We start from the raw sequence: 13,850 nt of genomic DNA, 5'->3' as shown, positions 1-13,850 counted from the left end.
CGCCAGGATGACGTGTAGCGATGCCGGCCGCGCAGCCCGGCCATGCCCGGCGGCCCGCTGCCGGATTGCCCAAACAATGTGCTAAACGGACGGTATGGCTCAGACCCCGCCGCCCGCCAAGGCCCCGACCTCCACAACCGCCGCGTTCGTCGCGGCGCTTGCCTCCTACCTGATCTGGGGGCTGGTCAACCCCGTCTTCTTCAAATCCCTGGGCGATGTCGGCGCGGTGGAGATCGTCGCCCACCGCGTGGTGTGGACCGTGGTGCTGGTCGGCATCGGCGTGCTGGCGACCCGCGGGCCGGCGGCCGTCGTCGCCGCGGTCGGCAACTGGCGCCGGCTGGGCATCCTGGTGGTCACCACCCTGCTGGTCACCGTCAACTGGACCGTCTTCATCTGGGCGGTGGTGAACAGCCGGCTGGTCGAGGCCAGCCTGGGATACTTCATCAACCCGCTGGTCAATGTGCTGCTGGGCGTGCTGTTCCTGAACGAACGGCTCAGCCGCGGCCGGATGCTGGCGGTCGCCATCGCCGCGGCCGGCGTCGGCAGCCTCGTCGTCAGCTATGGCGCCGTGCCCTGGGTCGCGCTGTCGCTGGCACTGTCCTTCGGCTTCTACGCCCTGGTGCGCAAGAAGGCGGCGATCGATCCGGTGATCGGACTGCTGGTGGAAACCGCCCTGCTGCTGCCGGCGGCGCTGGGTTATCTGCTGTGGCTGGGCAGCGACGGCGCCTTCGGCCATGGCTGGGGGGAAAGCACCCTGCTGGTGCTGGCCGGACCGATGACGGCGGTGCCGCTCGTGCTGTTCATGATCGGCGCGAGCCGGCTGACCATGACCACCCTGGGTCTGCTGCAATATGTCGGGCCGACCGGGCAGTTGCTGCTGGGCGTGCTGGTCTATGGCGAGGCCTTCACCCACAGCCACGCCATCACCTTCGCCTGCATCTGGGTGGCCCTCGCCGTCTTCACCGCCGACGCGGTGCACAGCCACCGCGCCACCACCCGCGCCGCGGCAGCTGCGGAGTAGGGGTCAGCGCGGCGTCAGGCCATGGGCGATGGTGTGGGCCAGCGTGCCGACCATCGCGCAGATGCCGGCATCGTCGCGGCCGAACACCACCTGATCGAGAAAGCCCAGCCCGAAGCTGAGCGTCGCGATGCCGGCCGCCACATTGGCGAGGTCGGCGTCGGCGGCGATGGCGCCGCGGTCGCGATAGCCCTCCAGCCGCTTCAGCAGGCAGGGGATGCGGCTCTCCGACAGGGTGCGCGCCATCTCGTCCGCCACCGCCTGATCGACCAGGGCGCGCGCCAGCACGACGCGGGTGAAGTCGCGGCATTTCCAGCTGTGCTTCAAATGGGCATGCAGGAAGCGGGCGAGATCGGTTTCCAGATCGTCGTCCGGCGGCGGCAGGTCGCAGCCACCGGACTCCTCGCGCCAATAGCGCTCGACCACCGCCAGCAGCAGCCCGCTCTTTCCTGAGAAATAGCGCTGGATCAGCTGTTCGTTCACCCCGGCCCGCCCGGCGATCTCCCGGGTCGTCGCCGCGTCGAAGCCGCGCTCGGCAAACACCACCTTGGCGGCGTCGAGCAGCGCGCTTTCCGTCGCGGCACGGTCGCGCTTGCGCGCCCCGCCTTCGCAGGCGCCCTCGGTGCCGTTTCCGGGGCAACAGCCGTCGGCTTCAGTGCTTGCGTCCAAGACCCGTCCCTCTCCAGTCCGCCCCGCCGCCGTCATGACGGGCCGCTTCACGATAGGCAGCGTCATGTCGGACGGCTTCATAATAAGTATGCAGATACATACTTGACAAGCGGCAGGCGTCGGTTCAAGTATGTACTCACATACATACAAGCCCTCACCCCAAAAGCCTATTGCCCAACAGGGGGTATTCCCGCCATGCCGCACAGCAACGACACGCACAGCACCGCCACTCCGGATTCTGTTCACCCCGCTGCGTCTCGGCGCGATCGAACTGCCGAACCGCGTCGTCATGGCGCCGATGACCCGCAGCCGCGCCGGCGACGGCAACTGCCCGACCGCGCTGACCGCCGAATATTATGCGCAGCGCGCATCCGCCGGCCTGATCATCACCGAGGCGACGCAGGTCTGCGACACCGCCCAGGGTTATCCCAACACGCCGGGCATCCACACCGACGCCCAGACCCTGGCATGGCGCGCGGTCGCCGACGCGGTGCACACGGCCGGTGGGCGGATCGTCACCCAGCTCTGGCATGTCGGCCGCATTTCCCACCCGCGCTTCCAGCCCAACGGCGCCGCCCCGGTCGCCCCGTCGGCCATCGCGGCGAAGGGCCAGCTCTACACCGGCGCCGGCATGGAACCCTTCCCGGTTCCGCGCGCCCTTGAAACCGCCGAAATCCCTGCCTTGGTCCGTCATTTCGCCGACGCCGCCAAGCGCGCCGTCTTCGATGCCGGCCTGGACGGCGTCGAGATCCACGCGGCCAACGGCTATCTGATCGACCAGTTCCTGCGCGACAGCACCAACACCCGCACCGACCGGTATGGCGGGACGGTGGAGAACCGCTGCCGCTTCCTGCTGGAGATCCTGGAGGCGACGGCCCATGCCGTCGGCGCCGACCGCATCGGCGTCCGCCTGTCGCCGACCGGCGTGTTCAACGACATGAAGGACAGCGACCCGCTGCCGCATTTCCTGGCGATCACCAAGGCGCTGAACCCCTTCAACCTCGCCTATCTGCATGTGATCGAGGGCAAGCCCGGCCACCACATGGCCCCGCCGGAGGGCGCGCCGCACGTGGCGTCCACCCTGCGCGCCGCCTACAAGGGTCCGTTCATCCTGAATGGCGGCTACAGCCGCGGTGACGCCGACGCGGCGCTCGCCAACGGCGAGGCCGATGCGGTCAGCTTCGGCGAGGCCTTCATCTCCAACCCGGACCTGCCCGTGCGCCTGCGTGCCGGCGCCTCGCTGGCCGAGCCGGACCGGACCACCTATTACGGCGGCGATGCCAAGGGTTACACCGATTACCCGGCGCTGGAATCGGTCGCCGCCTGACAGGTTTGCGGCCCCGACTTCCGCCCCCTGGAATCCCCAGTCGGAAATCCCCAATCGGGGCCGCAATTCCTCTCGACGTGAGAGAGCGCGTCGTGAGCGCGTCGTGAGACGCAAATCCCCCCTGCCCCCGGCCCGGTTCCCCCCTGGGCCGGGGGTCTTTTTTATGGGACCGCCTTATCTGGCCGGGTCGCTCACGCCGCCCCGCCCTCTCCGTCCAACCCGCGGGCAAGTGCCGCGATGGTGCCGTAGCCGACCTGATCGGCAGGGTCGATCTCCGCCATCTTGGCGAGGATCGCCAACGCCTTGTCGCGGTTGTGGCGGCGCAGTTCGATGAAGGCCAGCGCCTTCATGGTGAACAGGAAGAAGCGCGCCGGCCCGGCCGCCGTCCAGTCGGTGGAGCCTGCGGTCAACCGCGACCAGTCGGCGGGAAAGCCGCCCTGGAGAGCCGCGGCATCCAGCCCGATGCGGGCCACCCGCTCCGCCTCCCCCAGCTTCTTGCGGTTGAAGTAGAATTTGTAGAGCGCGTAGAAGACCGGCAGCACCCGCGGTCCCTTGCGGTGGGCCTCCCACAGCAGCGCCTCGCAGGCCTCGGGCACGTCGCGGGCCTTCACCGCCTCCTGCAAAAGCTCGTCGATCTGTTCGGGCACGTCGCCGAAGGCCATGCGGCCGTTCGACATCCGGAGTTCGATCGGTTCGTCGCTCATCGCTTCCCTCGCCTGTGTTTTCCGCTGCTGCAATCAACCATCCGACGCACCGACGACGCCCCCATGGTACGCGTGGGGACGCCGGGAAAGACCACATTATTTTTGTGCGGCGAAGTGTCGCGGCTGTCGCGAATCCGACACGCACCAAACCCGACAAAACCGTTTGTAGGCGAAACATTGTCGGACTTTCGCCACGCCCGCCTGACCTGACAATCCTTTTGTTTCAATGACTTGTTAGATTGGCACACCGCTTGCTTTTAACCTCGTCAGATTGGCCGGCACCCCCGGCAACGCGGCTTGAGGAGGCGGGACATGGTGACTCTGACGGATGCGGCGGTCTCCACCCTGGAACAGGTCCTGGCGAAGTCCGGCGGTGCTGCCGCCGGCTTGCGGATCGCGGTGACCGACGGCGGCTGCGCCGGCCTGAAATACCAGATGGGCCTGGAGGCGGCGGCGGGCGACGACGACACGGTGCTCAGCTTCGGCCCCGTCACCATCTTCGTCGACGCCAACAGCCAGCCCTTCCTGTCGGGCGTGGTGGTCGATTTCGTCGAGGGCATCGAAGGCTCGGGCTTCAAGTTCGACAACCCGAACGCGACGAGCAGCTGCGGCTGCGGCAAGTCCTTCTCGGCAGGCGACGGCGGCGGGGGCTCCTGCTCGACGTCGTCGTCGAGCTGCGGATCGTCAGCCCCCTACTCGACCCACTGATCCCGCTTTCAGATAGCTCTTCCCCTAGGCGCGCACCCCACGGAAAGGCAGCAGCGACATGTGGAACTACACCGACAAGGTCAAGGAACACTTCTTCAACCCGAAGAACTCCGGTGTCCTGGACAGCGCCAACGCGGTCGGCGAGGTCGGCTCCATCACCTGCGGCGACGCGCTGCGTCTGATGCTGAAGGTCGATCCCGACACCCAGGTCATCCTGGACGCCAAGTTCCAGACCTTCGGCTGCGGCTCGGCCATCGCCTCCTCCTCAGCGCTGACCGAGATGATCATCGGCAAGACGGTGGACGAGGCACTGACGCTGACCAACCGCGACATCGCCGAGTATCTGGGCGGCCTGCCGCCGGAGAAGATGCACTGCTCGGTCATGGGTGCGGAGGCCCTGCGTGCCGCCATCGCCAACTACAAGGGCGAGGAGTGGGTCGACGACCACGAGGAAGGCGAGCTGATCTGCAAGTGCTTCGGGGTCGACGCCGCGATGATCGAGCGCGCGGTGACCGTCAACGGCCTGACCTCGCTGGAGGAAGTCACCCACTACACCAAGGCCGGCGGCTCCTGCCAGACCTGCCACGAGAAGATCGAGGAAGTGCTGGAAGCGGTGATGGCCAAGACCGGCGCGCTGAAACCCGCCGCGAAGCACACCCCCGGCACCGTCGGCCTCGACGCCATCAAGCCGCTGCCGGCCAAACCGGAACCGGCCGCCGCGCCGAAGCTGACCAACGTGCAGCGCATGCAGGCCATCATGTCCGCCATCGAGGAGATGCGCCCGCAGATCCAGCGCGACGGCGGCGACGTGGAGCTGGTCGACATCGACGGCAAGGACATCTACGTGCGGCTGACCGGCGCCTGCTCCGGCTGTTCGCAGTCGGCCGGCACCATGATGGGCGTGCAGATGAAGCTGGTCGAGGCGCTCGGCGAGTTCGTCCGGGTCAAGCCGGCGTCCCTCATGCCGGCCCATGCGGGCTAAGGGGAGGAACCGGCGATGACGATCCCGAACACGACCATTCCCAACCGGGGCATCTATCTCGACAACAACGCCACCACCCGCGTCGACCCCGACGTGCTGGCGGAAATGCTGCCGCTCTTCACCGAGCATTTCGGCAACCCGTCCTCGATGCACGCCTTCGGCGCCGCGGTCGGCGGCAAGATCGAATGGGCGCGCAAGCAGGTGCAGGCTCTGCTGGGCGCTGCGCATGACAGCGAGATCGTCTTCACCTCGGGCGGGACGGAAAGCGACAACACCGCGATCCTGTCGATCATCGAGGCCTATCCGAAGAAGCGCGAGATCGTCACCAGCGTGGTCGAGCATCCCGCCGTGCTGGCGCTCTGCGACTATCTGGAGAAGAAGCGCGACTACAAGATCCACCGCATCCCGGTGGACGGCAAGGGCAACCTCGACATCGACGCCTACCGGGCGGCGCTGTCGGACCAGGTCGCCATCGTGTCGATCATGTGGGCCAACAACGAGACCGGGACGATCTTCCCGATCGAGGAACTGGCGCAAATGGCCAAGGCGGTCGGCGCCGTCTTCCACACCGACGCCGTCCAGGCGGTCGGCAAGATCCCGATGAAGCTCGCCGACAGCGCCGTCGACATGCTGTCGCTGTCCGGCCACAAGCTGCACGCCCCCAAGGGCATCGGTGCGCTGTACGTCAAGCGCGGCCTGCGCTTCCGTCCGATGCTGCGCGGCGGCCACCAGGAACGCTCGCGCCGCGCCGGCACCGAGAACGCCCCGGCCATCGTCGGCCTGGGCGCCGCCGCCCACCTCGCCCTCACCCACATGGGCGAGGAGAACACGCGGGTGAAGGCGCAGCGCGACCGGCTGGAACAGGCGATCCTGGCCGCCGTGCCGGCCTGCTTCGTCACCGGCAACCCGGACCACCGGCTGCCCAACACCTGCAACATCGCCTTCGAGTTCATCGAGGGCGAGGCCATCCTGCTGCTGCTGAACGAGCAGGGCATCGCCGCGTCCTCCGGATCGGCCTGCACCTCGGGGTCGCTGGAGCCGAGCCACGTGATGCGTGCCATGGGCGTGCCCTACACGGCGGCGCACGGCGCCACCCGCTTCTCGCTGTCGCGCGACACCACCGACGCCGAGATCGACCACGTCATCGCCGTGGTGCCGGGCATCATCGCCAAGCTGCGCAGCCTGTCGCCCTACTGGCAGCAGGAAGCCGGCAAGCCCAAAGAGTTCGCACCCGTTTATTCCTAACACCGGAATCGCAGGCCGGGTCGGTGGCCCGTCCCGGCACCCCGCCCGACGACACCCCGTCGGGGCGGGTCCCCGGCCCGGCCTGCGACATTTATCAACGGGGACAGCCGGTCCCCGCGCGCGAGGTGCCCCCATGCCCACCACCTTCGCCACAATCAACGACACCACGCTGCGCGACGGCGAGCAGACCGCCGGCGTCGCCTTCACGCTCGACGAGAAGATCGCCATCGCCAAGGCGCTCGACGCCGCCGGCGTTCCGGAGCAGGAAATCGGCATCCCGGCCATGGGCGAGGAGGAGCGCGAGGGCATCCGCGCCGTGGCGTCGCTGGGGCTGAAAGGCCGGCTGATGGTGTGGTGCCGGATGCATGACGCCGATCTGAAGGCGGCGCTGTCCTGCAATGTCGGCTTCGTCAACCTGTCGATGCCGGTGTCGGACATCCACATCACCAGGAAGCTGAAACGGAGCCGCGCCTGGGCACTGGCCGAGATCGAGCGCCAAGTGAAACAGGCGCGCGACCATGGGCTGGAGGTCAGCGTCGGAGGCGAGGATTCGTCGCGCGCCGACATGGATTTCCTGATCGCCGCCGCCACGGTGGCGCAGGAAGCCGGCGCCCGCCGTTTCCGCTTCGCCGACACGCTCGGCGTGCTCGATCCCTTCCAGACGCGCGCCTGCATCGAGCGGCTGCGCCGCGCCACCGACCTGGAGATCGAGATCCACGCCCATGACGATCTGGGCCTCGCCAACGCCAATTCGCTGGCCGCGGTGCTGGGCGGCGCCACCCACGTCAACACCACGGTGAACGGGCTGGGCGAGCGCGCCGGCAATGCCCCGCTGGAGGAGGTGGTGGTGTCGCTGAAGCACCTCTACCACATCGACACCGGCGTCGAGACGCGCTCGCTCGGCACCATCAGCGATCTGGTGGAGCGGGCGTCCAACCGGCCGGTGGCGGTCAACAAGTCGATCGTCGGCGCCGCCGTCTTCACCCACGAGGCCGGCATCCATGTCGACGGGCTGCTGCGCGACCGCAGCACCTACCAGAATTTCGACCCGGCCGAGGTCGGGCGTGAACACCGCATCGTGCTTGGCAAGCATTCCGGCACCGCAGCGGTGAAGCTGGCCTATGAGCGGCTCGGCATCGCCTGCGACGACGCCGCCGCACAGGCGGTGCTGCCGCGCGTCCGCGCGCTGGCCACCCGCGCCAAGCGGCCGCCAACTCCCGAGGAACTGCACGCCTTTCTGGAGGCGGCGACATGACGAAGGCCAGAACTCCTCCGAGAATCGTCGTCCTGCTGCGCGAGGACGTCGCCTGCGTGTTCGACCGCGACCCGGCGGCGCGCAACGTCCTCGACGTGCTGACCTGCTATCCCGGCATCCATGCGCTGGTGATCCACCGCGTCGCCAACGCAGCCTGGCAGCGGGGGCTGCGCTGGCCGGCGCGTTTCCTGTCCTATGTCGCCCGCGCGGTGACCAACATCGACATCCATCCCGGCGCCCGCATCGGCCGCCGCTTCTTCATCGACCATGGCGCCGGGGTGGTGATCGGCGAGACGGCGGAGATCGGCGACGACGTGACTCTCTACCACGGCGTGACGCTGGGCGGCACGTCCTGGACCAAGGGCAAGCGGCACCCGACGCTGATGGACGGCGTGCTGGTCGGTGCCGGCGCCAAGATCCTGGGACCGATCACCGTCGGCGCCGGCGCGCGGGTCGGCGCCAATTCGGTGGTGACCAAGCCGGTGCCGCCGGGCATGACCGTGGTCGGCATCCCCGGCCGGGTGGTGCGGCCGGAAGCACACCGCCAGTTGTCCGACCCCCACCTTTCCAATCACGGCATCGATCTGGAACATCATCTGATGCCCGATCCGGTCGGCAAGGCCATCGCCTGCCTGATCGACCACATAAACCGCATTGAAGCCCGGCTCGAGGCCCACACCGCAGCGGAAACGTCACAGTTTCCTGCTAAAAGCATCCGCCTGTCGGAATTTCGCCTGAACGACATACACAGCGATATACGCTTGGACGGTGTGGCCTGCAGTTCCTGCGGCAACATCTGCGACCAGGAGGGGTGCGCCCCCTCGCCTTCCACCCAGCAGCACGCGTGAGGAGCCTTCGACGATGAGCGATTTCACCGACGACCTCGACGATCTGGAGACCGCGGAAGACTTCCTGCGCTTCTTCCACGTCACCTACGACCAGCGTGTTGTGAACGTGAACCGGCTGCACATCCTGCAGCGCTTCCACGATTACCTGTCCGACGACATCGGCATGGAAGGGCTGGACGACGACGGCACGGCGGCACGCTACCGTTTCCACCTGGAACGGGCGTACCAGGATTTCGTCGTCTCCAACGCCATCGCGGAGAAGACCTTCAAGGTCCACAAGGAAGAGGCGCGCAAGATGGCCGACCGCTTCGTCCCGCTGGACAGCCTGCTGGGCACGCCGGTCGGCTGAACCGCCGGCGCCGTTTTGCGGAGCAAGGGGGGCGCCTGCAGCGCCCCCTTTGTCGTCAGTGGATTTTGCTCTCGTTCGGGCTGCCGTCGCGCCGGTAGACATGAACATGGTAGGCCGCCATCGGATTTTCGTCGAGATAGCGGAGCAGCTCCTGCTCCGTGCGTGGCGTGGCGCCGCGGATCAGCACCTGCCAGGCGGGCTCCATCGTCGCGCGCATGGTCTCACTGTGCGGCAGCATGATGAAGCCGGCCCATTCCGGGTCGAAATCGGCCAGATAGCTCTTGGTGTAGTGCTTCATCATCGCCGCGTCGTTGACGTTGACGCTTTCCATGTTTTCAAAACAGACGCGCAGATCCATCGCCGGTCTCCTCATGCAAAAAGGCCGCAAACCCGCAGATAACCCGTCCGACAGTTTGCAAGGGACGGGTGCAGGCCCGCGATGCTCGCTCGTGAAAACAGCCTTAACAGTCAGATGGTACGCCGCAGGTGTGAAAAACAAGGGTTCGCGGACAGCCCAGCCGACGCTTTTCCACCCTCACCCATGCAAGGGACGCAGGCTGCACCATTGGTCATAACCCCGCCTTTTCAGGTTCGCCGATTGCACGACTCCTGTAAAATCATTGTGACACTCCTTGCACGATCATGATGACCGACCTATCGCCTGCCTCCGACAGTCCTGTCCGCATCCTCATCGTCGAAGACGAAAGCCTCGCCGCCATGGCTTTGGAGGAGGTCCTCGGCATGCTTGGATTCGCCGTCGTCGGGATCGAGGACAATGCGGATGACGCGGTCGCGACGGCGGAGCGGCTGCGTCCGGACATCGTGATGATGGACATCCGCCTGCGGGGGCCGCGCGACGGGATCGAGGCCGCGGCGGCGATCCGCAAGCGGACCGGCATCCGCTGCATCTTCACCTCCGCCTTCGGCGACCCCGAAACCCGCCACCGCGCCGCCGAATGCGATCCTTTCGGCTTTGTCCGCAAGCCCTATTTCCCGGCCGAACTGCAACGGGCGCTGGGGCAGGCGACAGAGGCGTTGCAGAGCCGGGTGTAGAAAAGCGTCGGCGGAAGCCTCCTCCCTTCCGAAAACAGATCGGCCCCCGCGCGTCACCGCGCGGAGGCCAACCGGTTCAGGGGAAAGACAATGAAAGACCGGATCAGCCGAACTTGTAGCTGATGCCGTACCCGCCACGCGGATAATCCCAGGCGATGTTGCCCTTGTCCTGGCAGACGACACGGCAGGTACCGCATTCCAGGCAGCCGTCGGTCACCAGCGTCACGCCGCCGGTTTCGTTCTTGCTGTAGCAGGCCGCCGGGCAGCAGAAGGTGCAAGCCTGCTTTTCGCAGGTCTGGCAGGCCTCCACGCTCTTGATCTGGATGTGCGGCCGGCTTTCGTCGACGATGTAGCGGTTCTGATAGAGCTTCTCTTCGACCTTCACCATCATTGTCATCGCACGGCCCTCACCAGCTTGATTGCGTCACCGACCAGTCCCATCACCGAGCGGCGCTTGATGAAGGACTTCATGATCTGCTTTTCCTTCGACTTCTTGTCGACGCTGTCCACGGTGAACCAATTGTGGGCCGCCGCGGTGATTTCGTCGGGATAGGCGCCGAAGAACTGCTTGTTGCCATGCATGATGCCGGGCAGTTCGCGATACTTCTTCAGATCCTTCATGATGAAGCTGTCATCCAGCTTCTTCTTGTAGGCGGCCAGGTTCGGCGCGCTGAAGCCCTTGCCGGCGGACTTCAGCTCGATCACCGTCTCCGCCGCCATCCGGCCCGACGCCATTGCAAGGTTGGAGCCCTCGCGGTGGGCGGCGTTGTTGAAGTGGGCGGCGTCGCCAACGACCATCCAGCCATCGCCATAGAGCTGCGGAATCGCCTTGTAGCCGCCCTCCGGGATCATGTGGGCGGCGTATTCCTTCATCTCCGCCCCTTCGATCAGCGGCTTGATGACGGGATGCTTCTTCAGATCCTCCAGCATCCGGTAAGGCGGGCAATCGCCGTTCTTGAAGTCGGAGATCAGGCAGCCGATGCCGATCGTCAGCGATTCCTTGTTGGTGTAGAGGAAGGCGGTGCCGACCATCCCCTTGGTCACCTTGCCCATGATCTCGATGACGACGCCCTCGTCCTCCTTGATGCCGAAGCGCTGCTGGATCAGCTCCGGATCGATGAAGAGGATTTCCTTGACCGCCAGCGCCACATTCTCCGGCGCGGCTTCGTCCTGCAACCCGGCGCGCTTGGCGAGCAGGGCGTTGACGCCGTCGGCCATGATGACGACGTCGGCGTGAATCTCGCCGCCTTCGCGGTCGGTGCGGACGCCGATGACCTTGCCCGACGCATCGCGGATCAGCTCGGTCACCGTCGTCTCGCAGATCTGGAGACCGCCGACCTTGCGGATTTGCTCGCCCCACCATTTGTCGATGTTGGCGCGGATGATGGTGTAGCGGTTCGGCTTGTCGCTGTTGAAGGCTTCCGAGCGGTAGTTGGTGCCGACGTAATTGTCGTCACCCAGCAGCCAGACGCGCTGTTCGATGATGTGGCGCTCGGTCGGGCAATCGTCCCGGAAGTCCGGAATGATCTTCTCCAGCTCATGGGCGTACATGATGCCGCCCTGGACGTTCTTGGCGCCGGGATACTCGCCGCGCTCGAGCTGGAGCACCTTCAGCCCCTGCTTTGCCAACGTGTAGGTGGCGGCGTTGCCGGACGGGCCGGCACCGATGACGATGGCGTCGAACTTTTCGACCATGTCGACAGGCTCCTTTCTCGTCCGGCGGTCAGCCGGCCATGCGGTTGACGGAGAGGCGGCGGCCGAAGGCATCGGTCAGCGCCGGCAGGATCTTCAGCGCGTCGCCGACCAGCCCGAGATGGGCGAAGTCGAAGATCGTCGCGTTCGGATCGGTGTTGATCGCCAGGATCAGGTCCGACTTCTCCATGCCGACCCGATGCTGGATGGCGCCGGAAATGCCGGCGGCGATGTAGAGCTTGGGCCGCACCGTCTTGCCGGTCTGCCCGACCTGACGGTCGTTGGTCGCCCAGCCGGCCTGGACCAGCGGGCGGGTCACCCCGACCTCGGCGCCCAGAATCTTGGCGAGATCGAAGACCAGCTTCATGTTCTCGACCTTGCCCAAACCCTTGCCGGCCGACACGATGATGTCGGCGAAGGCCAGTTGCGCCTCGTTCTGCTCGCGGTCGGCGATGAAGTTCAGGACCTTGGTGACGATGTCCTCTTCGCGCAGGTCCGGCTGGATTTCGATGACGCGGCCGATGCGGGCGTCGTCGCGCTCCGGCATCGCCATCACGCGCGGGCGCACCGTCGCCATCTGCGGCCGGTAGGCCAGCGTCTGGATGGTGCAGAGCAGCGTGCCGCCGAAGGTCGGCCGGGTGGCGGCCAGCGAGCGGTTGTCGGCGTAGATGTCCAGCTCGGTGCAGTCGGCGGTCAGCCCAGTCGCCAGCGTGGTGGCGATGGCGCCGGCCAGATCGCGGCCCAGCGTGGTGGCGCCCAACAGCACGATTTCCGGCTTATGGGTGTTCACCACGTCGGTCATGACGCGGCAATAGGGATCGGTGCGGTAATCGGCCAGCGCCGGATCGGTCACCTTGTAGACGATGTCGGCGCCATAGCCGATGGCGTCGCCGCAGATGCGGTTCAGGTCGGGGCTTTCGGCACCCAGCACCACGGCACCGACCTCCACCCCCAGCTTGTCGGCCAGCTTGCGGGCTTCGCCCAGCAGCTCCAGCGACACGGAGTGGACGATGCCGCGCTCCTGCTCGACGATCACCCAGACGTTCTTGTAAATTTTCAGGTGTTCGGGAAGCTGGAACTTGCGGCCCTGGGGCTTGCTCGGTTCGCTCATCGTCGGGTCTCCCGCGGGTAAATCGTCAGAGCCCGGCCGCGGCGCGGGCGAGCAGGTCGCCGGCCAGCTTGGGCTGGGCAGCGAAGATGGCGTCGATGGCGGCGGCGGCCATCGCGTCGGGGGTGTCGGCGTCGGCAACGATCATCTTCGCCTTCTCCGCCCGCGGCTTCGGCACGAACACCTTCGACACCACGGTCGGCGAGCCCTTCAGCCCGACGCGGCCTTCCTCGGCTCCGGTGAAATCGCGGCTCCAGCTCTTCAGCTCGTAGCGGGCGGCGCGGAACAGATCGTCCATCTTGCCGAAGCGGATGGTGTTGGTGCCCTCCAGCATGGTGATCATGCAGGGGAGCTTCGTCTTCAGCACCTGCACGCCGCCTTCCGAGCGGCGCTGCACCACGATCTCCTTCGAGGCGGTGTTCAGATCCTCGATCCTGGTGATGTAGGTCAGCTGCTCGAAGCCGAGGCGGGTGGCGATGCCGGGGCCGACCTGGGCGGTGTCGCCGTCCACCGTCTGCTTGCCGCAGAAGACGATGTCGACCGGATCCTCCTCGGACAGCTTCTGGATGGCCGAGGTCAGGGCGTAGGAGGTCGCCAGCGTGTCGGAGCCGGCGAACTTGCGGTCGGTCAGCAATACCGCGTCGTCGGCTCCCAGCGACAGCGCCTTGCGCAGCGAGGTCTCCGCCATCGGCGGCCCCATGGTCAGCACGGTGACGCGGGCGCCCACCTTGTCCTTCAGCCGCAGCGCCTCTTCCAGCGAGAACAGGTCGAAGGGGTTGATGATGGCGGGCACGCCCTGCCGCATGATGGTGTTGGTGACGGGATGGATGCGGATCTGGGCGCTGTCGGGCACCTGTTTGATACAGACGACGATGTGCATCCCGTTCTCCTT

Annotated in this window: 16 protein-coding genes; 9 read left to right on the top strand and 7 right to left on the bottom strand. The window is 66.6% G+C overall.

Translation table 11 applies throughout. From position 1 onward, the window contains the following. Positions 1–94: 94 nt before the first annotated feature. Complete coding sequence (gene rarD / locus ACWPN3_RS26945) at positions 95–1,021, top strand: EamA family transporter RarD (RefSeq protein WP_109452071.1); 927 nt, start codon at positions 95–97, stop codon at positions 1,019–1,021. Positions 1,022–1,024: 3 nt separating this feature from the next. Here rarD and ACWPN3_RS26940 read toward each other — a convergent pair whose 3' ends face one another. After that, complete coding sequence (locus tag ACWPN3_RS26940; RefSeq protein ID WP_109452073.1) at positions 1,025–1,687, bottom strand: TetR/AcrR family transcriptional regulator; 663 nt, start codon at positions 1,685–1,687, stop codon at positions 1,025–1,027. Positions 1,688–1,976: 289 nt separating this feature from the next. Between ACWPN3_RS26940 and ACWPN3_RS26935 the strand changes: the two genes are divergently transcribed. Continuing rightward, the gene (locus ACWPN3_RS26935; protein WP_492261840.1) at positions 1,977–3,014 is read left to right on the top strand and encodes an alkene reductase; all 1,038 of its coding nucleotides are present in this window, start codon (positions 1,977–1,979) and stop codon (positions 3,012–3,014) included. Positions 3,015–3,205: 191 nt separating this feature from the next. Here ACWPN3_RS26935 and ACWPN3_RS26930 read toward each other — a convergent pair whose 3' ends face one another. Continuing rightward, entirely contained in the window at positions 3,206–3,718 is a 513-nt protein-coding gene (locus ACWPN3_RS26930; RefSeq protein ID WP_109452077.1) for a hypothetical protein, read from the bottom strand. A 312-nt stretch (positions 3,719–4,030) separates the two neighbouring features. Between ACWPN3_RS26930 and ACWPN3_RS26925 the strand changes: the two genes are divergently transcribed. From ACWPN3_RS26925 to nifW, 6 genes are all read left to right on the top strand, one after another. Then, positions 4,031–4,426, top strand: a complete 396-nt coding sequence (locus tag ACWPN3_RS26925) for a HesB/IscA family protein (RefSeq protein ID WP_109452079.1) — start codon at positions 4,031–4,033, stop codon at positions 4,424–4,426. Positions 4,427–4,484: 58 nt separating this feature from the next. Next, on the top strand, positions 4,485–5,408 hold the full coding sequence (gene nifU / locus ACWPN3_RS26920) for a Fe-S cluster assembly protein NifU (protein ID WP_109452081.1): 924 nt from the start codon (positions 4,485–4,487) through the stop codon (positions 5,406–5,408). 15 nt (positions 5,409–5,423) lie between these two features. After that, entirely contained in the window at positions 5,424–6,653 is a 1,230-nt protein-coding gene (nifS, locus tag ACWPN3_RS26915; protein ID WP_492240079.1) for a cysteine desulfurase NifS, read from the top strand. A gap of 133 nt (positions 6,654–6,786) precedes the next feature. After that, complete coding sequence (nifV, locus tag ACWPN3_RS26910) at positions 6,787–7,908, top strand: homocitrate synthase (protein WP_492240078.1); 1,122 nt, start codon at positions 6,787–6,789, stop codon at positions 7,906–7,908. Next, a complete protein-coding gene (gene cysE, locus ACWPN3_RS26905) occupies positions 7,905–8,756 on the top strand; it encodes a serine O-acetyltransferase (protein ID WP_492240077.1) in 852 nt (283 codons plus the stop codon). The genes nifV and cysE overlap by 4 nt, the downstream gene beginning before the upstream one ends. A 13-nt stretch (positions 8,757–8,769) precedes the next feature. After that, positions 8,770–9,105, top strand: a complete 336-nt coding sequence (gene nifW, locus ACWPN3_RS26900) for a nitrogenase-stabilizing/protective protein NifW (RefSeq protein ID WP_109452086.1) — start codon at positions 8,770–8,772, stop codon at positions 9,103–9,105. 55 nt (positions 9,106–9,160) lie between these two features. Here the strand turns inward: nifW and ACWPN3_RS26895 are convergent, their stop codons facing one another. Further along, entirely contained in the window at positions 9,161–9,463 is a 303-nt protein-coding gene (locus ACWPN3_RS26895; protein WP_109051293.1) for a hypothetical protein, read from the bottom strand. A 284-nt stretch (positions 9,464–9,747) separates the two neighbouring features. Between ACWPN3_RS26895 and ACWPN3_RS26890 the strand changes: the two genes are divergently transcribed. After that, a complete protein-coding gene (locus ACWPN3_RS26890) occupies positions 9,748–10,158 on the top strand; it encodes a response regulator (RefSeq protein ID WP_247873338.1) in 411 nt (136 codons plus the stop codon). 103 nt (positions 10,159–10,261) lie between these two features. Here the strand turns inward: ACWPN3_RS26890 and ACWPN3_RS26885 are convergent, their stop codons facing one another. The 4 genes from ACWPN3_RS26885 to ACWPN3_RS26870 are packed head-to-tail and all read right to left on the bottom strand — an operon-like array spanning position 10,262 to position 13,838. Beyond that, complete coding sequence (locus ACWPN3_RS26885; RefSeq protein WP_109452087.1) at positions 10,262–10,555, bottom strand: ferredoxin family protein; 294 nt, start codon at positions 10,553–10,555, stop codon at positions 10,262–10,264. Continuing rightward, complete coding sequence (locus ACWPN3_RS26880; RefSeq protein WP_109452088.1) at positions 10,552–11,853, bottom strand: FAD-dependent monooxygenase; 1,302 nt, start codon at positions 11,851–11,853, stop codon at positions 10,552–10,554. The genes ACWPN3_RS26885 and ACWPN3_RS26880 overlap by 4 nt, the downstream gene beginning before the upstream one ends. Before the next feature lie 28 nt (positions 11,854–11,881). Continuing rightward, positions 11,882–12,961, bottom strand: coding sequence for an electron transfer flavoprotein subunit alpha/FixB family protein (locus ACWPN3_RS26875; protein ID WP_109452089.1), 1,080 nt, complete (start codon positions 12,959–12,961; stop codon positions 11,882–11,884). Between the two features lie 25 nt (positions 12,962–12,986). Further along, entirely contained in the window at positions 12,987–13,838 is an 852-nt protein-coding gene (locus ACWPN3_RS26870) for an electron transfer flavoprotein subunit beta/FixA family protein (protein ID WP_492240076.1), read from the bottom strand. Between the last annotated feature and the right edge of the window lie 12 nt (positions 13,839–13,850).

The organism is Azospirillum sp. UENF 111221 (assembly GCF_058780625.1).
Note: the sequence above shows the minus strand (reverse complement) of the source record. Positions and strands in the feature narration are given on the sequence as shown.